The organism is Saprospiraceae bacterium, assembly GCA_016717265.1.
GTDB lineage: Bacteria > Bacteroidota > Bacteroidia > Chitinophagales > Saprospiraceae > Vicinibacter.
Window position 1 is genome coordinate 1,863,577 of record JADKFX010000001.1, and the last position, 25,220, is coordinate 1,888,796.

Annotated in this window: 19 protein-coding genes; 12 read left to right on the top strand and 7 right to left on the bottom strand. The window is 33.1% G+C overall.

What is annotated here, in order from left to right:
• Window positions 1-62 precede the first annotated feature (62 nt).
• Both IPO86_07195 and IPO86_07200 read left to right on the top strand, forming a co-directional pair.
• The gene (locus tag IPO86_07195; protein ID MBK9727884.1) at window positions 63-1,403 is read left to right on the top strand and encodes an APC family permease; all 1,341 of its coding nucleotides are present in this window, start codon (window positions 63-65) and stop codon (window positions 1,401-1,403) included.
• 28 nt (window positions 1,404-1,431) lie between these two features.
• Complete coding sequence (locus IPO86_07200) at window positions 1,432-2,592, top strand: aminotransferase class I/II-fold pyridoxal phosphate-dependent enzyme (GenBank protein ID MBK9727885.1); 1,161 nt, start codon at window positions 1,432-1,434, stop codon at window positions 2,590-2,592.
• On the opposite strand, the gene IPO86_07205 is transcribed toward IPO86_07200, so the two are convergent.
• Both IPO86_07205 and IPO86_07210 read right to left on the bottom strand, forming a co-directional pair.
• Window positions 2,578-3,291, bottom strand: coding sequence for a nicotinamide mononucleotide transporter (locus IPO86_07205; protein MBK9727886.1), 714 nt, complete (start codon window positions 3,289-3,291; stop codon window positions 2,578-2,580). The two genes, IPO86_07200 and IPO86_07205, sit on opposite strands and share 15 nt — an antisense overlap.
• 78 nt (window positions 3,292-3,369) lie before the next feature.
• Complete coding sequence (locus tag IPO86_07210) at window positions 3,370-4,344, bottom strand: hypothetical protein (protein MBK9727887.1); 975 nt, start codon at window positions 4,342-4,344, stop codon at window positions 3,370-3,372.
• Window positions 4,345-4,452: 108 nt separating this feature from the next.
• On the opposite strand from IPO86_07210, the gene IPO86_07215 reads away from it, so the two are divergent.
• The 4 genes from IPO86_07215 (at window position 4,453) to IPO86_07230 (ending at window position 9,479) form a co-directional block, all read left to right on the top strand.
• Window positions 4,453-5,169, top strand: coding sequence for a ribonuclease H-like domain-containing protein (locus tag IPO86_07215; GenBank protein ID MBK9727888.1), 717 nt, complete (start codon window positions 4,453-4,455; stop codon window positions 5,167-5,169).
• A 102-nt stretch (window positions 5,170-5,271) separates the two neighbouring features.
• Window positions 5,272-6,168, top strand: a complete 897-nt coding sequence (locus IPO86_07220; protein ID MBK9727889.1) for a T9SS type A sorting domain-containing protein — start codon at window positions 5,272-5,274, stop codon at window positions 6,166-6,168.
• A gap of 71 nt (window positions 6,169-6,239) precedes the next feature.
• The gene (locus IPO86_07225; protein ID MBK9727890.1) at window positions 6,240-6,908 is read left to right on the top strand and encodes a ribulose-phosphate 3-epimerase; all 669 of its coding nucleotides are present in this window, start codon (window positions 6,240-6,242) and stop codon (window positions 6,906-6,908) included.
• A 39-nt stretch (window positions 6,909-6,947) separates the two neighbouring features.
• On the top strand, window positions 6,948-9,479 hold the full coding sequence (locus IPO86_07230; GenBank protein MBK9727891.1) for a carboxypeptidase-like regulatory domain-containing protein: 2,532 nt from the start codon (window positions 6,948-6,950) through the stop codon (window positions 9,477-9,479).
• A gap of 26 nt (window positions 9,480-9,505) precedes the next feature.
• On the opposite strand, the gene IPO86_07235 is transcribed toward IPO86_07230, so the two are convergent.
• The gene (locus IPO86_07235; GenBank protein ID MBK9727892.1) at window positions 9,506-10,030 is read right to left on the bottom strand and encodes a hypothetical protein; all 525 of its coding nucleotides are present in this window, start codon (window positions 10,028-10,030) and stop codon (window positions 9,506-9,508) included.
• Between the two features lie 160 nt (window positions 10,031-10,190).
• On the opposite strand from IPO86_07235, the gene rpsP reads away from it, so the two are divergent.
• The 6 genes from rpsP (at window position 10,191) to IPO86_07265 (ending at window position 17,851) form a co-directional block, all read left to right on the top strand.
• Window positions 10,191-10,661 (top strand): 30S ribosomal protein S16, encoded by a 471-nt coding sequence (gene rpsP / locus IPO86_07240; protein ID MBK9727893.1) that lies wholly within the window; start codon window positions 10,191-10,193, stop codon window positions 10,659-10,661.
• A 157-nt stretch (window positions 10,662-10,818) separates the two neighbouring features.
• On the top strand, window positions 10,819-12,213 hold the full coding sequence (locus tag IPO86_07245) for a hypothetical protein (protein MBK9727894.1): 1,395 nt from the start codon (window positions 10,819-10,821) through the stop codon (window positions 12,211-12,213).
• Window positions 12,214-12,383: 170 nt separating this feature from the next.
• Complete coding sequence (locus IPO86_07250; GenBank protein MBK9727895.1) at window positions 12,384-13,355, top strand: hypothetical protein; 972 nt, start codon at window positions 12,384-12,386, stop codon at window positions 13,353-13,355.
• Window positions 13,356-13,367: 12 nt separating this feature from the next.
• Window positions 13,368-14,183: a 3-deoxy-8-phosphooctulonate synthase gene (kdsA, locus tag IPO86_07255; GenBank protein ID MBK9727896.1), complete on the top strand. Its 816-nt coding sequence runs from the start codon at window positions 13,368-13,370 to the stop codon at window positions 14,181-14,183.
• Window position 14,184: 1 nt separating this feature from the next.
• Window positions 14,185-15,750 (top strand): FAD-dependent oxidoreductase, encoded by a 1,566-nt coding sequence (locus IPO86_07260; GenBank protein ID MBK9727897.1) that lies wholly within the window; start codon window positions 14,185-14,187, stop codon window positions 15,748-15,750.
• 43 nt (window positions 15,751-15,793) lie between these two features.
• On the top strand, window positions 15,794-17,851 hold the full coding sequence (locus IPO86_07265) for a tungsten formylmethanofuran dehydrogenase (protein ID MBK9727898.1): 2,058 nt from the start codon (window positions 15,794-15,796) through the stop codon (window positions 17,849-17,851).
• 5 nt (window positions 17,852-17,856) lie between these two features.
• On the opposite strand, the gene IPO86_07270 is transcribed toward IPO86_07265, so the two are convergent.
• The 4 genes from IPO86_07270 to IPO86_07285 all read right to left on the bottom strand — a co-directional run bounded on the left by IPO86_07270 (window position 17,857) and on the right by IPO86_07285 (window position 25,159).
• Window positions 17,857-19,818 (bottom strand): caspase family protein, encoded by a 1,962-nt coding sequence (locus IPO86_07270; GenBank protein MBK9727899.1) that lies wholly within the window; start codon window positions 19,816-19,818, stop codon window positions 17,857-17,859.
• Window positions 19,819-19,965: 147 nt separating this feature from the next.
• Window positions 19,966-20,700 (bottom strand): hypothetical protein, encoded by a 735-nt coding sequence (locus IPO86_07275; protein ID MBK9727900.1) that lies wholly within the window; start codon window positions 20,698-20,700, stop codon window positions 19,966-19,968.
• Between the two features lie 231 nt (window positions 20,701-20,931).
• Complete coding sequence (locus tag IPO86_07280; protein MBK9727901.1) at window positions 20,932-21,654, bottom strand: hypothetical protein; 723 nt, start codon at window positions 21,652-21,654, stop codon at window positions 20,932-20,934.
• Window positions 21,655-21,925: 271 nt separating this feature from the next.
• Complete coding sequence (locus IPO86_07285; protein MBK9727902.1) at window positions 21,926-25,159, bottom strand: CHAT domain-containing protein; 3,234 nt, start codon at window positions 25,157-25,159, stop codon at window positions 21,926-21,928.
• Window positions 25,160-25,220 lie beyond the last annotated feature (61 nt).

Consider the following 25,220-nt stretch of genomic DNA (forward strand, 5'->3'; position numbering starts at 1 on the left):
TTTCTTATATAATTCGCGGGAACGCTACTTTCTCTTTGGAATCTCTTATTTTCGCAATTATTATGGATTCTAATAGTAGCCAGAAACTAGGGGTTTATTCACTTAGTATGATCGTTATTGGTTTAGTGATCGGACTTGGTATTTTTAGGGCTGCCTCCGTTTCAGCGAATGCTGCAATTACACCCAGTGTTTACTTCGCAGCATGGATATTTGGTGGTTTGGTTGCATTGTGTGGTGCCCTGACCTATGCTGAGATTGGCTCAAGATTTCCGGTTACAGGTGGATACTATAAGATTTTTTCAGTTGCTTATCATCCTTCTATTGCCTTTGCAATTAATGGAATTATTCTGGTCTCAAATGCTGCCTCCCTGGGTGGTGTTGCATTAATTGGGAGTGATTATTTGGCAGAGGTTTTATTTGTAACCCCTCCTACGGATCTATTAAAATCAATGATCGCAATTTTTGCTATTCTGGCATTTTATGGTGTCAATCTTTTAGGACTTCGATTAAGTGCGAATACTTTAAACGTATTGATGTTTATTAAAATAGCCATGATTCTATTAATCATCTCAGCATTATTTTTTCCCAAAATTCATGTAAGCTCAAATCAAAATTATATGGATTGGATGCAAATTTCTTGGTCTGATTTGATAAGCTCTTTTGGTGCTACCCTGGTTGCTGTTTCTTTTACATATGGTGGATATCAACAAACTATTAATTTTGGTGATGAAATTAAGTCGCCCAGAAAAACGATTCCAAAAAGTATTTATGGTGGAATATTATTAGTGATTGTTTTATATCTTTTAGTTAATTTAAGTTATTATAAAATCATTGGTTTCGAAGAGTTGAAAACAGCAAAAGGGATTGCATCCATTGTAGCATCCAAACTTTTTGGTCCAATAGGAAGAAATTTATTTGCAATTTTATTATTTCTTGCAGTTTTAGCATATGTAAATGTTTCGTTACTCAGTAATCCAAGAGTCATGTATGCTATGAGTCTGGATGGGATATTACCAAAATCATTTAGCAAAAAGTCTGGCAATAAGGAAGTGTTGACAGTGAGCTTGACTGTATTTACTTTAATTTGCGTTCTGGTTGTTTTTTTTGCATCAACATTTGATCGTATTCTGGGTTTCGTTATGATTTTGGATTCCTTAGGAATGGCTACATCTGCTGCGACAATCTTTTACCTTAGAAGGAAAACAAAAGATTTAAATTTGAAGGAAATTTACCAAATTAAGTTCTTTCCTTGGGTGCCAATATTTTTTATTTGTGCTTATACTTTTGTTGGTATTTCTAGTTTTTATTTGAATCCTCAATTTGGATTCACAGCGATCCTTGTTTTTATAGCGCTGATTATTGCGTATTTTTTGATTCAAAAATTAAAGCGTAATTCTATTTAATATAATTTCTAAAATAATTGAGAGTATCGTGGATTTATCATATATACTTAATGAACTAGGAGAACATCGCGAACAGTATTTTAATGCGATAGCTCCTCCAATAATTCAAACTAGCAATTTTAAGTTTGATACGGTGGATCAAATGCGCCAACGATTTAAAGATGAATATGGCGGATATATTTATTCAAGGGGTTTAAATCCTACGGTAGATATTTTACGAGAGAAACTTGCTGCTTTAGATGGAGCTGAAGATGCTTTAGTATTTAATAGTGGTGCTTCCGCAATTTTTTCGTCCGTAGTTCCCTTTGTTTCTAAAGGAGATCATATTATTTCAGTTCGGGATCCTTACACCTGGGCACAAAAATTGTTTAATGAGTTCTTACCACGATTTGGGGTAGAAACAACGTATGTAGATGGTACAAATACTAGTAATTTTGAAAATGCAATTCAAGAAAATACAAAAATTATTTATTTGGAATCTCCTAATAGTTGGGATTTTTCTATCCAACATTTAGCTGCTATTGCCACACTTGCAAAACAAAGAAATATATTAACAGTAGTAGATAATAGTTATTGCAGTCCTTATTACCAAAGACCTATTGATTTTGGTATTGACCTCGTCTTGCAATCAGCCACAAAGTATATTGGAGGGCATAGTGATACGGTTGCTGGGGTTTTAACAGGTAAATCTACTTTGTTGCAAAAGGTTTTTAAATTAGAATATCTGACGGCAGGAAATGGTATACAACCTTTTAATGCCTGGTTACTATTGAGAGGATTGCGTACACTTCCTGCAAGAATGGATCGAATTCAGAATACAACACATCTTGTCATAGAATTTCTAAAAGGACATCCAAAAATTGAATCTGTTTTATTTCCATGGGATGAGAGTTTCAAACAATATGAACTCGCAAAAAAACAAATGCGGGGTGCATGTGGATTATTTTCATTTATTGTTAAAACGGATGCCGCTGAAAAGATTGAAAATTTTTGTGAATCTTTAACACATATTTTAATGGCTGTTAGTTGGGGAGGTCACGAAAGTTTAATCATACCCAGGCTTGCAGGAATTGAACGAAGTGCTTTTGATTCTAAACAAGAGTCGCATCGATTAATACGAATGTATGTTGGTCTGGAAGATGCTGATTATTTAATTTCGGATTTGCAACAAGCATTACTCAGACTTTAGCATTTGATCTTGTAGCTTTTTTAAATACAACCATTCTTTTATTCCATAAATTGCAAGCCCAAGAAATATAAAAAATTCAAGTGCAATAAATAAAATTTCTCTTTGAATGTAGAGATAGACACAGATTATATTTATAAGGATCCAAAGAATCCAGTTTTCTATTATTCGTTTGGCCAATAAAGTATTTGCAACAATGCTAGAAATTGCAACAAAGGAATCTAAATATGGGTATACAGCAGCAGTTGGAAATAGATTTGGAAATAGCAAATGAATATTCGCTATAAATTTTCCAAATACATAGCTTGCAATAAGGATTAGCAAACTAATATAAATTCTTTGTTTGGAAGTAAGATATTTTAAAGGGATTTTATTCGACTTTTCAAATTTCCAAATAATCCAGCCATAAATGCTGATGGAAAAAAAATAAAGCTGAAGAAACATATCAGAATATAACTGAACATGGTAGTATATAAAAAATGCGGTGGTGACATTCACAAGACCGATAGGCCACGTAAGTATATTTTCCCGGGCAGCAAAGTAAACTGCAATGATACCAGCAGTTACAGAGATGATTTCAATCAAAGGAATTCCGTATCCTAAAATAGTAAAGACAGGGTCAAACCAATTTACACCAAAGTCCATTGTCAATAAAAGGTCTGATGAAGATTGCGTATTGTTAATTTGTAAATATAACAACACTGCGATCTATAAAATAAAATTGCACGTGCTCAATAGAAAATAATGCAGAACGTGCAATTTTTTTATGGCGAATATTATTTATTTAAGTTTTAAAGTACTGGTACCAACTAAATATCCTTTATTAAAAACTTCAATTTGATAGACGCCTGCTACAAATGAACCTGGATTTTTAAATTTAGAACAGACTTCTTTTACATCGCTGCTATATTGAGTCATGGCAGACATTGAAAATTTAATGGTTTCACCATTTTGATCGTTTCTGATAACACCAGAGCCTTCAGATTCGATTGCTTGCGTTTCTCCAGTTGGATTAATAATCCGTATATAAAATTTTTCAGTACCGGATTCTGTATTTTTATTTACCGTAGTTTTAAAACATACTTCAATAAAATCTGCATCTTTTGCTTTAGATACATCATTTGGTTTTTTGCCTTCCCGTTCTTCAAATGCATCAACATTGATTTTTTGAATTGGAATTGCGGTTGCACGATTTACTTTGCGACTCAATAAATCTTTTTCCTTTGCGATATTATCTTTCTCCGTGTTCAGAGTAGCTTTCGCTTCTGATAGTTGTTGATTTTCAGCGGATTTGGTTTGAACTTCCTGGGTTAATTTCTCTTTATCTGATTTTAAACCTGTATTTGCTGTTGCAAGTTCAGCATTTTCAGATTTCAAGCGATTAATTTCAGTTATATATTCTTGTGTTTTAGATTTAATAGTTTCAATTTCTTTGCGTGCAATGGCAAGATTTTTACTATCTTTTAGTAAGCCAGTAACTTTTTCTTTTTGAATCCGAAGCTCTTCTTTTTGTGTATCAATCACCCGATTCAATTCTTCATTATTAGTTTTCATATCATTTAAGTCACTTACGGCTTGTTGATATTCTTTATCGAGTTTGGCTTTTGCATCTTCAAGTTGAACTAATTCATTTTCTTTTGCAAGATTATCTTTTTGAAGATTTGAATTATTTACAAATTGATAGACATTGAATCCAAAAAGTGCAACCAGTAAAATAATTACCAGGGCTTTAACATTTTGATTGGAAGTTGACATAATACTGTTTTTTTTTATTTATTGTGTAAATTTAACTACATAAACGGTAAATAGCTTAATTTTAATATGATTTAGTAAAAAATCAGGGAAAACCCTTACTATAATATTATGGAACTTAATAATGTATTATTTATTGATATTGAAACCGTTAGTCAGTATCCAAGCTATAATCAACTGAATAATCACTGGCAAGCTTTATTTGAACGTAAAATACGTTATTTTCAAGAAAAGGAGCCTGAAAAGAGCTTAGATCAGTTATATAATGAGAAAGCTGCCATTTATGCAGAATTTGGAAAAATTATATGCATTGGCTTAGGTTTTTTTAACAAAGGAGTATTAAGAATTAAGACCATTTCAGGAGTTGATGAGGAAACTATCCTAATTGACTTTTTTAGTTTAATATCCCAACATTTTAATAATCCTGACAAGAATATCCTTTGCGGCCATAATATTCGGGAATTTGACATCCCATATATTTGTCGGAGAGCTATAATCCATAACCTGCAATTGCCAGCGATTTTAAATATTTCGAATCGTAAACCCTGGGAATTAAAGTTTATGGCCGATACTTTGGACATGTGGAAATTTGGAGATCAAAAGAATTTTATTTCACTTGAATTGTTAGCCGCATGTTTGGAATTGGAAAGTTCAAAAGGAGACCTCGACGGAAGTAAAGTAGGTGAAGTTTATTATCAGGATCAGGATCTTGACCGAATTGCAAAGTATTGTGCACAAGATGTTTGGGTGACTTCAAACGTTTATTTAAGGATGAATCATCTTCCAGCAAAAGAATGGGATGAAGTGCATTTTGCAGATTTTAAGTAGCTAATATATTATCAAAACAATTATACAATTTGAAAGAATCAGACTCTAGGTTGATGGCTTATCTTTACTTGAGGTCTTCAAAATCTCATAAACTCAACCACCATGAAAAGATACCTAGTCTCTTCCTTGTGTTTCCTTTTCTCTTTAAATGTTGTCATTGCCCAGCAATGTATAGATACTGTTAGCAATAGTTTGACTTTGCTCAGCAAAAAGCCAGAATCAGGAAACGATTGTTCATTTTCCGTTCAATTTTGTGTTCGAAAAACTTCTGCAGAAGCAGATCACATTTTATATAGTGTAAATTATAGTTATGGAACACTATATAGGACGATTTATATTCCAAATGTTCCCGTTGGCACCATCATTTGTCAGACCTTTGATTTTATTGCCAATTGTGATTCCAAAGCACAATTTCATGCACATGGTAAGACTGTGAGTCATGTTTTATGTGGTGCAGTACAGGATATGGTAGTGTTGCCGATTCGGTTGTTAAGCTTTACGGCGGAACAAGATAAAATAGGAGCCGTTCACCTTAAATGGCTTACTGCTAGTGAATCGAATGTTTCACATTTTGTAATTCAACAAAGTAAGGATGGTAAATTCTTTAATGACATCGCAAAATTGAAAGCAACAGGTGATAGTAAGATCCTGAAATCATATTCTCACGAGGTAAAAACCAGTGGAATTGGAACTGGAAATTCAACTATTTATTTTCGTTTAAAATCAGTGGATCGGGATGAAACTTTTAATTATAGTCAAATTATTTACATAGGTAAAAAAGAAAAAAATAAAATTGAAATTTATCCAAATCCAAGTTCTCATGTACTCAATTTAGGTTTCGATTTTTTGGAGGGTGATCAGTTGTCAATGACAACTATTCATGGTCAAAAGGTTCCCCTACATTGGCTAGATGAAAAGACCTTAGATATACAGGAATTGCAAAATGGGATATATTTTCTAATATATCAAAATGATGTCATAAAATTTCTTAAAAATTGAGCTAACCTTGTTCCATTAAATTAAGCTGCATTATTGCAGCTTTTTTTTTATATTTGAGCTTTCCAAATGATATGCATTTAATAGCCCCTTCCTTATTGAGTTGTGATTTTCTTCGTATTGGTGAAGAAGTAAAAATGATTAATGGAAGTCAGGCAGATTGGTTTCATTTGGACGTTATGGATGGTCGCTTTGTTCCAAATCTATCGTTTGGCTTGCCTGTTATTTCAGCCATTAAAAAAATTTCCGAAAAACCTTTGGATGTCCATTTAATGATTGTGGAACCTGATAAGTTTATATCAGATTTCCGGAAAGCTGGGGCAGATATTATTTCTATTCACTATGAAGCATGCCTCCATTTACATCGTTGTATACAACTGATTAAAGAACAAGGTGCAATGGCAGGTGTAGCCATTAATCCGCATACTCCGGTTCATTTATTGTTTGATATTCTGGAGGATATTGATGTCGTTTGTATGATGTCTGTTAATCCTGGATTTGGCGGACAAAAATTTATCTACCGTACCTTACAAAAGATTAAAGATTTAAAAACAGAGATTACAAATCGGAATCTTAAGGTTAAAATTGAAATAGATGGTGGTGTTGGATTGCAAAATGCAGAAGTTATATTAAAAGCAGGAGCAGATGTTTTAGTTGCAGGCAATGCAGTATTTGGAGATCCAAATCCACTCGATGTTATTTCTAAATTGAAATCCATTGCAGTTAACACTTTTGAATTTTAATTTGCGTTTTGTACGTATACAAATTCATAATACGAGTAAATGAATCAATTTAAGAATAAAATTTATATTCTCTTTTTATTTGTTTTGATTCTAAATGGATTTCTTACCGCACAGACTAAGTTGTATGAAATAAAAGGTAAAATCCTGGATCTGGATGACCAGATTCCGCTTGAATTTGCAAGTATTTATATCGCAGAAACTGCTTATTTTACGGAGAGTGATAGTTATGGAAATTTCAAAATTGAAGTTCCTGAAAGCGATCGACTAGTTTTAAAGTGTAATCGACTAGGCTACCAAGTAAAGGAGATTGTGTTAAAATGGAAAGATCTTGAATCAAATATTCAGTTAACCATTTATTTGCAGAAAATAATTAATAAAGAAGTTGAAATTCGCGATCGCAGAACAGATCAAAGTATCAATATAAAGGAGAAAGCAAGTTCTTTTGAATTATTGCCAACGGTGAGTGGAAATTTAGAAAGTGTACTTCCATCCATTGCTTTAGGTGTAAGAAGCAGTGCAGGAGGTGAATTGTCATCTCAATATAGTGTTCGCGGAGGTTCTTATGATGAAAATTTAGTTTTTGTAAATGATTTTGAGGTGTTCAGACCTCAATTAATTCGAAATGGACAACAAGAAGGATTGTCTTTTCCAAATCCTGATTTAATCAAAGAATTAAATTTTTCATCTGGAGGATTTGAATCTAAATATGGTGATAAGCAGTCTTCTGTTTTAGATATTAAATATAAAATTCCTGATTCCATAAGAGGGAGTGCAGTTCTAAGTGCATTGGGTGCGAGTGCACATTTAGAAGGTTCCATGCAATTTAATAAATCCAGTTCTTCAAAGTTTAGATATTTAATTGGAGCCAGATATAAAACAACAAAATATTTATTAGGCAGTTTGGATGTTGAAGGTGAGTATCAACCCAATTTTTTAGACATTCAGTCTTATTTGTCTTATGACTTTAGTAGAACTTTGAAATTAGCTGTAATTGGTAATTTGAATAAAAGTATTTACCAATTAATTCCAGAATCAGCATCTGTTGCAAAAGGTTCTTTTTTTCAAGTAATAAATTTGAATACTGCATTTGAAGGCTCGGAAAAAGATATATTCGAACAAAATATGGCTGGATTAAGTTTGACTTTTGTGCCACAAAACACTAAAACTCCCTATTTTATAAAATTTCTTTCATCATTGTACAGTGGATTTGAAGCCGAACAATTTGATATATTAGGGTACTATAGATTAGTGGAAGTAGAAGCTGGAAATACAGATGAGTCTGGAAAAGAAGTTAAACTTTGGGGGGAAGGAACACAACATACTTATAGTCGGAATTTTTTAACAAGTACAGTGCATCATCAAGAGCTAAGAGGCGGTATTGACTTGCCTTCAAAGAATCATCCGGTTTCTCATTTCATTCAATGGGGTTTATTTTTTAGACAAGAGTTCTTTAAAGATAAAATTAATGAATGGGAGCGATTAGATTCTGCTGGATTTGCATTGCCTTACCGCGAAGATGCATTGGTTTTAAATTATGTTTATAAATCAGTGAATGATTTTCATAATGAGAAAGTAGCCTTTTGGCTGCAGGATGAAATGCAATGGCTTGGATCCGGTAAACATTTAATTAAGTGGACACCAGGATTGCGAATGCATCATGCAGCATTAAATGGTGAATGGATTTTCAATCCGCGTTTGAAGATCGAATGGATTCCGATTAGAGATCCACATAATACGCGTTGTTATGTTTCCGGAGGATTGTATCACCAAGTGCCCTTTTATCGCGAATTTAGAGCTTTAGATGGCAGCTTGAATCTTGATGTAAAATCCCAAAAATCTATGCATCTGGTGGCAGGAATACAAAAAGATTTTTTTATGCGGAAAATTAGCCCTTCAAAATTCAAATGGGTATCTGAATTTTATTACAAGAAATTGTGGGATATGGTTTCATATGAACTGGATAATGTTAGGATCCGATATTCTGCTAATAATGATTCTGAAGGCTATGCAATAGGTTGGGATAATCGGATTAATGGAGAGTTTGTACCGGGGGTTGAATCTTGGGTAAATCTTTCATTTCTAAGAACCCGGGAAAAAATTAACGGGGTTCAGCATAAAGAACGAGACATTCAAAATCCAGAAGGACAAACAGTGGCTGATGTTCCTAGGCCAACAGATCAGTTTTTTGCGCTTGGTTTATTTTTTCAGGATTATTTACCGGGAAATGAAAACATAAAAATGCATTTGAATATTAATATAGCGAGTGGCTTGCCTTATGGATTGAAAGGGGATAATTTGGTATATCGGAATGAAAAACGTTTTAAAGCCTACCATAGAGCCGATATAGGATTTTCTTTTTTAATGTGGAATCGAAAAAATTTACCAAGACATCCAAATCATCTATTGCGTTTTACACGCCAGGCATGGTTAAGTTTAGAAGTTTTTAATTTATTAAAGGTAAAAAATGAAGCTTCTATTAGTTGGATTAAGTCACTTTATAATTATCAATTTGCGATTCCAAATTATCTTAGCTCGCGCAGAATAAATTTAAAACTGCGCTTTGATTTTTAATGGTTTAAATTTTATGAAAAGCGGGTTTATTCTTTCTCATAAATTGAAATATAATCGGCTACCAAACCACTTTGTGAGCTCAATGATATTTCAAAACGGGTATTTGATGGTACTACTAAATCTTCTTTAAAATGGTATTCTTGCCATTCATTTGAAAATATATAGATGGATTTTGTTAACAAACAATCCGGATTATTATCCAATGCCACATAATTTAAAATCCCACCGCAAACTTTACTAATTAATGAAACATTTAATTTTATTGGATGATCAAAGGGACCAAACTGTTTTGCAAAATGTGGATAGAAACAGCCACCAAAAACCAGTACAGAGTGCTTTCCGAAACTTCCTAGAAAGGAGTCAACTTTCCAAATATAATCTGATTGAATTTCCCAATCTTGAATTTCAGCTTCCGTTTCAAAACTGTTGGTATAGAGAAAATGTGCAGGGGAAATAGTATGATCAGATACATCAATCGAACAACCAAACAAGAGCAAACATGCTGTTTTTAGTAGATTCGGTAGTTTTAAAAAGCTTCTTATTAAAGTCATTGTAATTCAATGTGAATCAATCAAATATACGCCAAAAAAGTATTTTCAAGAGGATTTATTGAAATATTGAAGAAATTAATTTACTTTTGCGGTCCTTAAAGTCGGCGGTGTCTGTTTTCAGAGTAAGCCGATTCGGGTCTAATTTTTTAAAACACAACAAATGGCCGTTAAAATCAGATTACAGCGTAAGGGTCGCAAAAAAGCCCCATTTTATCACATCGTGATAGCCGATTCAAGATCTCCAAGAGACGGAAGATTTATTGAAAAAATCGGAATTTACAATCCAATTACTAAGCCTGCTACAGTAGAAATTGACCGGGATAAAGCCTTTGAATGGTTAATGAAAGGTGCGCAACCAACAGATACATTAAATGCAATTTTGCGTTATAAAGGAGTACTTTATCGCAAACATTTGAGCCGCGGTGTATCCAAAGGTGCATTAACTCAAGAGAAAGCTGACCAAATGTACCAAGATTGGATCGCTGCAAAAGAAGGTAGTATCACACAAAAAGTGGAAGCTAGAAAACAAGAAGTTACTGATTTTCATAAAAAAATGAGTGGTGAAGCTAAAGTGGCGGCTCCAATAGAAGTAGCAACGGAAGAAAAATCAGCGAGTACAGAAGAAGAATAATATTCTGAGATAATTATTATTAAAAACTTTTTAAGTTGATTATAGTATTTTATCTGTTAGATAATTTCGAATAATTAATAAAAACAAAATATATTGAACCTGGACAGGCCTTGTTTCCTTCCAGGTTCTTTCATTGTAAATAATTAAAATCTCGCTTATGCAAAGCTTGTTAAACGATTATAAAGAAAGACTTCAGGCTGTAGCTGAATTAATTCAAGGTTCAGACGAATTAGCTGCTTACCTTGAAGAGGAAACACCAGAGCTTTACAAAAACCTACAAGAAGCATATGAACCTCTCATAGCAGAAATTTATCAAGAGGTAGCCGATAATCATCCCTTGCAGTTACCAGAATTAGAAACAGTTTTGTTAAATCCTTTTTTTGAAGGATTATTCCAACCTAGGATATTAGGCTATAGCGTCTTAAGAGGTGAACTCAATGATCAAATAAAATATGCACGTCCTCAAGAGTCATTTAAAGTGATCTTAATTGCTATTGCAAATTCTACAAATTTTGATGCGATTCGTCAAAGAATAGGCCAAACTGTGCAGCTTGGTTTTGCATTGAGCAGTGATATTTGGATTGCAAATCTTTTAGATAAAATTGAGAACAAAAAAGTAAAAAGCTTTTTGCAATCAATGATTCATGATCGCTTTAGAGATTTGGACGAAAGAAGAAACTTATTGATCCGTTATAAAAAGCAGTTTGCACATTATAATTTTTTATATACTAAGTTTCCAGAGTCCGTAAGTGAATTAAAAATAGAAGCAGTTTCTTTAAAGAGTTTTTTGTTAAACCGAATTGCCTTTAATAATAAACATGATAGCTATATTGATGAAATTCACAAGCTCATCGGACAAAAACAATTTTATAGAGAACCCGAATTTATTGATATCATTGCAATTATCTCAAATTTCATTATTTTAAATCAAACGGAAACACAGCATCTTTCGAATGCTCTTAATTCTTGCAGATATGAAAATCCACAGTTTAATTCTTTATATTTTCAATTCTTGAAATTGAATTATAAGAATGCGGTTTACTTTGGACCAGAGCCAGATAAAAAGGTTTATGCATTATTAAATAAAAATGAAGGGGACGATTTAGTAAGATATTATAGTCTTTTAGAAACAATACACAATAAAGGATTTGTGCACGAAGATGCACTGGATGCCGTGAACGCTTTTTACTCACAGTATGAAGGAATGTCTGTAAATAATGAATGTCTCCGTTTAGTAATACTTCAGTTATTGCATAAAGTGGTAGATAATTTAACGGAACCAGAATATCATTCATTTTTTGAAATGCAAAAGACCTTTTCAGATTACATTAATATTTTTGGAAATTCCGCTTTCAATTTGGAAACGGAAAGCATGTCAATGAATTATGTTAAAAAGCTTTTAGCATTTTACAAGGACAAACGGAGTAAAGAGTATCAAGAAGTTAAAAAGGCCGTAAGTTCATCCTTTACAGATTTAGAGTTTTTAACTGAAAAAGAATTAGTAGATTTGTTTAAGATTAAAAGGAAAAAGAAAGAAGGCCCTCCAGCCTAAGTTTCTATTTCAATCTTGTATGATTGTTTTATTATATATTTAAAATTCTATTTATTAGCTACTTAAAACTCTACTCACCGACTTTTGTGTGATTGCATCTGCTTTGATTATTTTTGATCCAAAGCAGAGATAAAAATTGAGAATTGGTACGCGAACCTAATATATTATATTTGTTACTTTGGCATCTAAACCAATTTGGTTGGTTTGAGATTCCAGGTCTTGGCCGGTTTACAGGTACACGGCAATCCGCTTTTATTGACCATTTAAAGAATACCATTCACCCAGGTTCTATCGATCTAAATTTTGTTGAATCAAATTCATTGGAATCGGAAACGATGATCCGGAATATGATTTTAGAAACCGGATATTCACAGGATCTTCTCGAGGAACATCTTGCAAATCTTTGTCAAACAATCAGTGAATCGTTTTCACAATCAAACCAATTTGATTTTATTCCATTTGGTAAGTTATATAAAAGGAGTATTGGGATTCATTTTGATAAGTCAGAAATCAACTTAAATCAGGATTTTTATGGTAAAAAACCTTTGCCCATTACACCTGTTTTCAGACCTGCCGGTGTTATGGAATTTCATCGCGAACTGAATGTTCCCATCCAGAAACCAGCGCGAAAATCAGAATTGAAGGCCTTGCTTTTTGCTTTAGGACTTTTGTGGTTGATTTTTTTATGTTTAGTATTTTGTCCAAATAAGTCAACACAAAATACAGCATCAAAGCAAGCTATAATGAATGATACCATTTCGCAGATTCAGAAGGAGGATACGATTTTAAATTCAAGTAGTTCGCAGGATACAGGTTTTCAAAAATCAATGACTTCAGAAACTTCCGATACAACGAAGGGTTTGAATACTGAAGTTAAAATAGATTCAAATAATATAAAGCAGTTAAATGATTCAATCAGATATAGGCCTTGTGTAATTATTGTAGGTTCATTTATCAAAGTTTCAAATGCAAACTTATTATCTGGTAAAATTGTTAAACAAGGATATGTTCTTTATCGGGGTTCATATGGTGAATTTAACCGGGTTGGAGTTCAGTTTAATTGTTTTGAAAAAAATTTAAATGAAGTTTTAGAAGAGCTTAAAAAATTGTATCACCCCGATTCCTGGGTTTTAAAGTATTAATACGAAGATCATATGATGGATGAAACTTTATCAGAAATTCAGAATAATGTACAGTCAAATTTTTTTCTGATTGCAGGTCCTTGTGCAATAGAATCGAAAGATATTTGTGAAGAGATCGCAGGGACTGTAAAAGAAATTTGTACAAAGTATTCAATTCCTTATATTTTTAAAGCATCTTATAAAAAAGCAAATCGTTCGAAGTTAAGTTCTTTTACTGGAATCGGTGATGCATTGGGGATGGATATTTTAAAGGATATTTCGAGCACACTGAAAGTACCTGTTACGACTGATATTCATACAGAAGCAGAAGCAACCTGGGCTGCTAATTTTGTAGATGTTTTACAAATTCCTGCTTTTTTATGTAGACAAACTTCATTGTTGATTGCAGCTGCTGAAACAGGAAAAGTAGTCAATGTAAAAAAAGGACAATTTATGAGTCCAGAAGCTATGATCTATGCTGTTGAAAAGATAAGACAATGTGGAAATGATAAAGTATGGTTGACAGAACGAGGTACGACTTTTGGCTATCAGGATTTAATTGTTGATTATCGCGGCATTCCAACCATGCGCAAATTTAATGTACCGGTCATCATGGATTGTACACATTCCCTTCAACAACCAAATCAATTAAGTGGAGTTACTGGTGGCAGACCAGATCTTATAGATACTATAGCAAAAGCAGCGATCGCTGTTGGGGCGGATGGTTTATTTATTGAAACACATCCAAAGCCTGAATTTGCTAAGTCAGATGGTGCAAATATGCTTCGATTGGAATTGTTGGAACCATTACTAGAAACCTTATGCAAGATCCGGGCAGCATTAAAATAGTATGACCCAGATTGATTATCGTCTACTTCCTTCTGAAATTCATGCTGATAGTTCTCACCAAGCAGCTATTCGGGATCAATTGAATTTGGATCATTCTACGCCTGTGTATTATAAGATAATTCGCAGAAATATAGATGCAAGGTCTAAGTGTATTTACTATGTTTTTCGCGCCGTAATTTATAATGATCAAACGGTAGATACTGCCGAAGTATCGATCCCATTTCAAAACGTTGCTGACAGACCACCCGTTCATATCATCGGAGCTGGTCCTTGTGGTTATTTTGCTGCATTACAATTACTTGAATTAGGATTAAAACCAATTATTCTGGAACGCGGAAAAGATGTCAGATCCAGAAGAGTCGATTTGCGTGAAATTCAACAGTTTGGAAATGTAAATCCAGATTCAAATTATTGTTTTGGTGAAGGGGGCGCTGGCACCTATTCAGATGGAAAATTGTATACGCGTTCTGACAAACGGGGTAATATTCAAAAGGTTTTAAAACTTTTTATTAGCCATGGAGCAGATCCAGATATACAAATTGATGTACATCCGCATATCGGTAGCAACAAATTGCCAACGATTGTCCAAAATATAAGGAAAACAATTGAGCATTTTGGTGGTGAAATCCATTTTAATACAAGAGTTGAAGATTTCATTTTTGAAAATAATGAAATCAAATTTATTGAAACCAACCAAAGTACTATTGCGGTTGAGCATGTAATTTTGGCAACGGGTCATTCAGCCAGATCTATTTATGAATGTTTGTATCGTAAAAATGTATCTATTGAAACTAAATCATTTGCTATTGGAGTTCGAATTGAACATCCCCAATCGATAATTGATGAAATCCAATACAAACAAAAAAATCGGGATATTAATTTACCACCTGCAAGTTATTCTGTAGCCTGTCAGATTCATGATAAAGGAGTATTTTCCTTTTGTATGTGTCCAGGAGGATTGATAATTCCGGCGGCAACAGCACCAGGAGAAATTGTCGTTAATGGGATGTCGCTTTCAAGACGCGATTCACCATTTGCAAATAGTGGGATCGTAACTTCCGTTGAGCCATTAGATTTTAAGCAGTATGAAAAATTTGGTCCATTACAAGGCATGATGTTTCAAAGAGAAATCGAGCAACGTATGTTTAGTTTGGGAAATGGATCCCAACAAGCACCAGCTCAACGATTATCAGATTTTCTTAAAAGTAGAGCAAGTGCAGATTTGCCAGATACATCTTATATCCCTGGTATTTTCCCTGTTGACTTTAATAAACATTTACATGGAACTATAAGTAAAAGAATCATGGAAGGCTTAAAACATTTTTGTAATCGAATGCCGCTTTATAATCATGCAGATGCAATAATTGTTGCAACAGAATCCAGGACCAGTGCACCCGTTAAAATTCCTAGAGATGCGATCACCTGCATGCACCCAACAATCCGGGGATTTTTTCCTGCTGGAGAAGGTGCAGGATATGCAGGTGGAATTTTATCCGCTGCAATGGATGGGCAAAGAGTTGCAAAAGCAGTTTATGAATTTATAGGAAAGAAACTAAAGGAAGTTTAAACTTTAATTTTGGGTTTAATACATTTGTATGCGATTTTAAGATATGGCAAAAATTACAAAATCTATTTTATCAGTTGAATTATTAGAAAAAGCATTTCAAATATTCTCTATGGCCAAAGCTATGACAGAATATTATGAAGCTCATTTTAAGTTTGTTTCAAAATATGTTCATGCCACCTCCAGAGGTCATGAAGCGATTCAAATTGCAGTTGGCTTGCAACTTTTAAAAGAGGATTATTTGTCTGCTTATTATAGAGACGATAGCTTGCTTTTATCTATTGGATTAGAACCGAAAGACTTAATGCTCCAGTTGATGGCAAAAAGAGCGGATCCTTTTTCAGGTGGAAGATCTTATTATTCACATCCAAGTTTGCGCTTAGATGATAAACCTAAAATTCCACATCAATCATCTGCAACGGGTATGCAGGCAATTCCCACTACTGGTATTGCAATGGGTATCCAGTATAAAGAATTATCTAAAATTGAAATATCAAAAGCACTTGCCGTTTGCTCCTTGGGGGATGCTTCCATAACAGAAGGGGAGGTTGCAGAAGCATTTCATATGGCTGCGTTAAAGCAGCTGCCAATATTATACCTTGTACAAGATAATGATTGGGATATAAGCGCGCATTCCTCAGAAATTCGCCGCGGAAATGCTTGTGATTTTGCGAAAGGATTTCCTGGTTTGGAAGCTATTAGTATTGATGGCACGGATTTCGAATTATGTTACAAAACAGTAAATGAAATTCTTTCAAAAATAAGAAAAGAGCGAAGACCTTTTTTATTGCATGCAAAAGTTCCGTTGTTAAACCATCATACAAGTGGGGTTCGCAAAGAATGGTATCGGGATGATCTTGAACTACAAAGTTTAAATGATCCATATCCAAAATTTAGACAATATCTTAAAGCCAATGGTTTTAGTGAAACGTATTTAGATAAAATTGAACAGCAATCATTGCAAAAAGTTAAAGAAGATTTTGAGATCGCAAAAGCATCTGAAGATCCTTTGCCTTCGGATTTGTATCTGCATGATTTTGCTCCTGCTGTGATTACCGAAGAACAAGGTATTCGCAGTCCGAAGGATGGTGAAGAAAAAGTAATGGTCGATTGTGCTTTGTTTGCCATTGAAGAATTGATGCACGAGCACCCGGAATGTTTATTGTATGGTCAGGATGTTGGAAAACGATTAGGAGGCGTGTTTCGGGAAGCTGCAACATTGGCACAAAAATTTGGAGATCACCGGGTGTTTAATACACCAATTCAGGAAGCATTTATCGTTGGCAGTACGGTTGGAATGTCAGCAGTCGGTTTAAAACCAATTGTTGAAGTGCAATTTGCCGATTATATCTGGCCTGGTTTAAATCAACTATTCACGGAAGTAGCGCGATCTTGTTATTTAACCAATGGTAAATGGCCTGTTAGTATGATTCTTCGAGTACCGATTGGTGCTTATGGTAGTGGAGGTCCTTATCATTCATCCAGTGTTGAATCGGTAGTTTGTAATATTAAAGGGATTAAAGTTGTTTATCCTTCCAATGGAGCAGATTTAAAAGGATTGATAAAAGCAGCATATGAGGATCCAAATCCTGTTGTTATTTTTGAACATAAAGGATTGTATTGGTCAAAGGTTCCAGGTACAGATGCTGCAAAAGTTGTCATGCCCGATAAAGATTATAAAATACCTCTTGGAAAGGCCCGGCATGTCACGGAGTTCGATGCACAGGATGAGCAATCAAGTTTGACTATTATAACCTATGGAATGGGCGTTCATTGGGCAATCAATGCTACCAAAGATTTTTTTGGTAGGGTAGAAATTATAGATTTAAGATCCTTAGTACCGCTGGATACGGATATGATTTATAAATCTGTCAAAAAACATAATCGATGCTTAGTATTAACGGAAGAAACAATTGAAAATAGTTTTGCGCAAACGCTCGCAGGAAGAATTAGTGAACACTGTTTTGAATATTTGGATGCGCCAGTTAAATGTATTGGCTCAAAAAATTTGCCTGCGATTCCTTTAAATAGTATTTTAGAAATGGAAATGTTACCAAGCCTTAAAGAAATTAAGGAGACAATCGATTGGCTTTTAAAGTATTAATATTACTAATTTTTTATTTCAAAATAATAGCTGCTTATCAATACTTCATTCTTGTCTGCTAGAATTGATTTTGAGAATATATTCTTATTTAAATGTTTTGCGTTTGAAACTACCTTGGAAATTATACTTGTCTTATTATTTTGTGAACCTCTTGTAGTCTCCACAATGGATAAATCAAGTGGATCCTTAGTGGCAATCAATTTTAAAAATTCAATACCAAGGGGTGGTGAAATATAAATATCCTGAATAAATGTTTCCCCTGGTTTTAAATAATAATCATATGGACTTTCTGTTAGTTTAGGTATCATAAACCTATACAAATGTTCTGGGTTAATATCCAGCAATGCCAAATAGAAACCTTCAGCACCTTCGTTTTTAATGATAATTTTTGCAGTATCATTGACCAATAATACATTTGTTTTTAATGGAATGAATTGATTATTATTTTTTATTTCAATGCTTAAGTTTGATTTTATATTTTCGGATGGAATTTCAAGTTTGCGTAAATATTGGGCTTTTGTGTAGCGCATGATGGCTTCAGAAATGTCAAAAATTAAAGAATCTATTTTCAATTCTTCGATAGGTTTTTCAAGTAATATAGATTCATCCGTACTATAAAGTCTTAATTGTGGATTTGCTGCAAAACTACTTGGTGTTTCAATAAATAGATCCGGTTGTTGCTCTGTCAATCGAATAAAATCTAAGCCCTTGAGTCTGGAGATTATTTTCTTGTTTATTTTACTGTCTGACAAGGATACTTTTACTGCAATGGTTAGAGGACCAAAATTTGATTTTACTAATAGGGCTTTTGCATTTTTTAGAAGTTCCGTTGAAATATGATCTTTAATAAAAACATCTGCATCAAACGCTGATGTTTCATCTACTACGCCTACTGCGAGCGCTTGAATTCCAGTGGTGTCGGTTATATTCTCAGGATATATCAACAATTCACTTCCTTTAAAAATTTGGTGAAATTCACCCCTGTCTATAAGAATTAAATGATCGGTAATGATATCTTTAATAGAAATAAATTTATATTCCGATTTTTGAATTCCTCCATAAATACAGAGCTCCGTATTCCCTTCCATTTGCGGATGTTGTAAAGAAGTATTTGCGAATATTTCAATTTTTAGTTTCTCGAATAAATCATGATATGAAGTGCAGTTTTCAAGATTTGATAGGAGTTTACATAATGAATAACTCATCAAGCCAAACTTCATATTTGCTCCAACAGAGATTTCGTAACTTTTTTCATAGGCAGATGAACTAAAAACACTGACAATTGGCGCTATATCAACTGAAGTCATTTTTGGTTCTGCATCTAAAGCTTTGTTATCGTGTTCAAAATGGAAACATTTTTTAATGTATTTTGATGATGCCATGATTTGATCAGTTCCTCTTCCATTTGAAAATCCCCTGGTCGCAGTTCCGGAATGACAGGCATCGATACTAATAAATAGGTGCCCGTGTTTACCTGCTTTTAAACGTAATCGCATGAGATATTCTGTAAGTTCATCATCCGTTATAAGATTTTCGCCTTCATATTCACCTTCTAAATAGTATTTTGGGGAATCATAAGGAACCAATGCTTCATCATACCCATCTTTTTCATCGAAATTTTTATCAGCTACTTGTTGTCCATGGCCACTAAAATGGATATGGATAGTGGAATTTATTTGGATACTTTTAATGAGCTTTTCAAATGCAAACTGGATGTTTTGTTTTGTTGCTTGTTCATTGAGAACAGTTGTTATATTCGTTTCTTGGAATTGTAATTTTTTTAAAGTCTCTTTTAATAATAAAACATCGGATACACCATTTATCTTTTCCCATGCGTTTTCAATGGGGTAAGAATTAATACCAATGAGTAATGCATGCATTGATTTTCCTTCTTGAGCAATACTATTTAAAGTATAAAGGAGACTTAGAAGGATATAAGAAAGGAATTGAATTCTTCGGTTTTTCATAAACTAGAATTAAATACGCATTTTATGGAAGAGGTTTTTGTGTTACTTATTTTTTAATTCTTATAAGAATGTATGCATTAGAAAGCAATCCCAAATTATTTTGGGATTGCTTTGAAAATGATCTATTCTTATGTATTAACATGGTTTTTAAATACTAAGTTCGCCTGTCCAATAGATAATAGGAAATATGGAAGCGTCATGGTATAATTTTATTCGCCATTGATGGGCTACACCTTTTAGGTCTGAAAAACCAATCGTCAATGAAGGTGACCGAAAACTTGGTTCAATGGAACGGACTCTTGTTTCGATTCCGGGTTCGTCGATCGCTTCTACAAAGAATCGTACCGTATTTCTTAGACTTAATTTTGGCAAACTCATTTGTACATAACCTCCGGAGCATACATACGGTGAAACATATTCAGTTTCTACAAGTCTTGGAGCTCTTCTGGTAGCCAATAAATTAGAGTTAATCCGTTCCCGTAGATAGAAGCCAACCACATCTTTACTAAATTGAGTGCTAAGAATATCTATGCGCAATTTGTCTAATAATACGAATTTGCTTTCATCTTGTTGGGCTAAAGGTCCAAAAGATTCTTCAAGAAGAACATCATCTGAGTGAATTACTACAAGTTCAAGATCTGAGTTTAAATAGTCGTTTAATACAGAAGTATTATTGCTACTGATTTTAATGCTTAGTTCGTTTTCGCCGGTTTTGTCAGTAATTGTTTTGTTGCCACTGTGGTTCAACTTCTCCAGGGCGGTATCATTTTTCTCTGGATTTACGAAATTTGAATTGGAGGAGTCATTCTTTTCGCAAGCAATTAGAAATAAAACGAATGCAAAGCAAAGGGGGAACTTTAGTTCCTGAATTAAATTTTTCATAAGGGTGTGTTTTAATTGTTAAAAAATGTTTACAATTATTAATTGCAAAATCGACTTTTGGTTATCACAATTATTGTAATTTTATAAATAAAAATTAGCTCCCTAGAGAGCTAATCTTTCTTCATTTTCTGCCAATTTAAATATTAACTTATGGACTGTAATTATCTAGGAATATTAAATAATTAATTTTGCATTTAACATGCCGAATTCGTATGCAAAGTGAATGTCTGTTTACCAGAGTACAATAATCGGATCTGTAAATTTGTGTGCAACCGTTAATTGAAGCGTGGTTTTTATTTCACTTTCATAACTAAACATACGAGTCAATATGGAGAATTTAGGTGCCAAATAAAACTGAACACAATCTGCACAAGGTAATGAAAGCACATTTATTCTGGATGCATCTTTAGAACTCAATTGGCCCATGATGTGTACCTTTGAAACATGAGTATTTTCATAGGTAAATTTATAGTGTGAATTGCCTGGAATCAATTCCGTTTTTCTAAATTTAATTCCATAGAATTTAATGGATTTGTGGATTCTAGCTTCAACAACGGTAAGGGAAATTTGGTGTATACCTCTGCTTTGTAATGTTAGCGTGTTAGAATTATTTTCACCTTTTATGCCGGAATCTGGTGCCTTATCAAGTGCAAAAAATTCAATGGTTTCCTCATTTAAAGATTTAAGCAATTGAACATCATCTGTTGTGATCTTGATTGCGATGCCATTCTGTTTGTTTTTGTCAAATAGCGTCAAGTACTTGAAATTGGATCCTAACGCTGAGTAAATAGGTTTATTTCGCAGTTCAAATAAATTTAAATTGTCATTGTAACGTTCCGAATCCACTACGGTTTTTGATAGATCTGTTAGTTCTGTATCTGAACAGTTTGTAAATAGAAAAATAACCATGGCTACTGCAAAAAATGGATTTAATAATTTTACGAAGGTTTTCATATTTAATTAATTATAGGGTGATAAAATGGTTTACTTTTTAGTATTGCAAAATTTGTGATAAGTAATCAGAAAATAGTACGTTTTATTCAACACTATTTTTGTGTTTTCAGGAAGTATTATAATGGACTTTATCAGGAATTATATATTTAATTATAGTTGGAAATATTTTGGGAAATATACGTTTAAATTTCCTTTACAATAATATGGACTTGTTATAATTTATTTTATCGGAAGGAGATTATTGAAAATAAAAAATAGGATAGATTTTTATTTATTGTACTAATACAAACCCGGCCCAAAAATATGGGTTGTTATATTTCTGTTTTAATTTTAATTGAGCTTGCTTAAATGACTGAGGAATATCCAATTTATATTTTAGCCAATTTGTGTAGAAAGCTTCCATAAGCTCTTCTGATTGAGTATCTGGAATTTGCCAAAGTGACATAATTATATTTTTAGCACCCGCTATTTTGAATGCTCTCTGTAAGCCAAACACGCCTTCATTTCCTCTTATATCGCCTAGTCCGGATTCGCATGCAGACATAACTACTAAACTCGTTTGATGGAAATTTAGCTGACTAATTTCAAGGGCAGTTAGTATTCCATCTTCAGTTTCAGATTCCATGGCAGAGCCTTTTTCCCAGGCATAGTTTGCTTTTGCAAGGATGAGCCCGGAGCGAATCATTGGATCTTTTATTTTATTTATAGGGAAATTATTTTCTTCAATCGTTTTGGAAGTTTCAGCAGTTTCAAGAGGTATGAAGTATCCATGTGTTGCAAAATGAATAATACTCGGGGATGGCGTTTCTTGAGTATATTTTTTCAAATTATCTTCAGAGGCCGTTAGACCAGAATACTTGCGTGTTTTTATTTTTGTAGTGGCTAATAAATTAGCAATTTTATTTATTTCTTTGAATGTTTGTTTTAGTTCAGGCCAATATCCTGAATTGGGAAGTTGGTAAATTATATCTGTAGCTCCTCTGGTATTTGCTTCTAAGGTTGATGGCACCGTTTTTAATGCTCTTTGTGATGGTTCTTGATCATAACAAATAGCTCCAAAAAGCAAGGCAGTTTTGTAGTGTAGATTATTGTTTACAGATACTATTTTATCTCGACTGCTACTTAGTTGTATTACATCATACTTATTTACTATGGCATTCTCGTAATTTATTGGTATAGCTTGAAAATTGATTTTATGAAATAATCCAGCTGGTGTATAGAATATCTTTTGATTTTCTTTGAAGTATGGCTCAAGGGGTTTCCATATGAGCTCATATAAACTGTTACTTTTTCTTTTGTTTATTGGTTCAAAGCCCCTGGTTGCTATACTATAAAGTGAATTGACATAATCTGATTTTAGGGTATTTGTTTTTGGAAATTGATTTTGAAGTTCAGATTCTGAGCAAAGTTTAATGAAAATTGGCACTTTGGAACCAGCATGGAGAATATATGCTCCATAATAAAAGCTATCTTTTTTGGATTCGGTGGATGTATTCAAGTATGCAATTTCAAGAAAGGATTGATTTGATTTTAGTCGACTTACAAGTTCATTATATTTAATCATTTTTCCAATATCATTGAATCCGTTAATTTTTCTTCCAATTCGTTTTTCTAATATATGGGCTTCATATCGTAAAGAGTCAATTAATATTTCTGAGTTCGGAAACTTTGTATTTTCCTTTGCAATTTGTTTGTAAGTATCTTTAAGTTGATTATTTAGGCTAATTATTTCAGGATGTAATTCAAGTGCATTATTCAAAGAAAGATGATAATTTAAAACAAATCCTTTATAAAAGATTTCATTTTCAAAACCTTCAATTAAAAGTTCTTCAGATGGTTTTTGGGTGTTTATGAGAAATGCATTGAAGTTGGATATCCCTCTTTTAAAGCCATCTAAATAGGCCTCTACTTCATTTTGAGATAAATACTTAAAGGAGTCAAATAATATTTTTTTACGGAGTTGACTAGCTTCTATAAAAATGACACTGGCTTCAGAAGTTCGATTCATTTTTGTATATAATTCTGCAAGATTGTCAAGAATCCATAGATATGTTTTATTGTACTTTCCAAAGTTCGTTTCATATATATTTTTTACTTCAAGAAATAACGCTTCAGACTTATCAAACTGATTCGTTTTGGAATATAAAAGTCCAAGGTTTACAAAGAAATAAGGGGATATATTTTTGCCACATTCAAGGGTAGTTATGCTTATTGCTTCCTTGAAGAGGGTCTCAGATTTTATGTAATTTTCTTGCATAAGATAAATATTTGCAAGTTTATTCAGACACTCGGCGTAGTCTTTATTTGTATTGCCTTGTGAAGTTTTGCGAATATTTAAGACTTGAAGCAAGAGTTGCTCAGAATCTTTGTATTTTTTTTGATTATAATATAAATGAGCTAATGATTCCAGGATAATAGCATAATCTATTTCGTAGATCATTTTTTTAGATTCTAGTATATTTTTTGCTTTTATAAATTGTTTTTCAGCATCCAGTCTATTGCCTATGGCATTAAATAAGGAACCCAGATTTTTTATGGTAGAAATATAATAAATTGAATTTTGGGGTTCTGCATTTAAATATATTTCAGTAGCATCTCTGAATTCTAGTTCAGCCAGATTAAACCGACCCATTCTTCTGTAATAATTCCCTTTTGTTCTAAGGATATTGGCATATTCTGGATGTTGTTTTCCAAGTTTTCTCTCAACCATTGAACGTGCTTTTTCTATATACTCTTCATATAGATTTTCATTTCCAGTGTTTTGATAATATATTGCAAGTTGATGGTTCAAATTTTCATATGCTTGACTTTCTATTCTGCCAGCTGAGCTTAGCAAAGTTTTTGCTTTATTTAGATAGCAAAGTACAGAATCTAGATTGTTTATTTTATGGTAGTATTGTGCAATTGCTAAGTTTGACTTGGCAAGCGTAAATTTTACCGACTCTGATGCTGGTATTATATTATGTAGACTTTGATTTAAGATATTGGGGATGTCAGAATAACAAAGTTCAAACATATACAAGCTTGCTTTTAGTAGATTTAATTCTGAGCTTACCTCTAATCCTATTATATTTTTATTGGCAGCCACTAAAGAATCAGCAATTAATATTGTATTTTTAGCATCCTCAAGTTCTTCTAATTTTAATTGGATGCTTGATTTTAATATGAGTGTATATAAAAAGTCTGATGTATTTGACCTTATTTGGTTTCTTGAATCTGTTAAGTTGGTATTAATTATTAATTCAGCTTTTTTATAGTTTCCTTGAATGAATTCAAATTGTGCTTTTGCTATTGGAATGAAGTAGCTGGGTATATTGTTTAGGTTATGCTCTGAGTTTACCACTAGATTCCACAAGTTATAATTGTGATATGGCAAAGAATCGTATTGTAGTTCTGCCTCTTTGATTTTGAGATCCATAAAATGCTGCAGGCTAAGCAAGTTATTTTGCGAATTGCAATGCATCACATGACTGATTGCTAGTAGCGTTATTATAATATTTTTCATGACGGGTTTGTTTTATCTCATTGATTTCCTTTCAAAGTTATAGTAGCAAAATGTGCTGGGT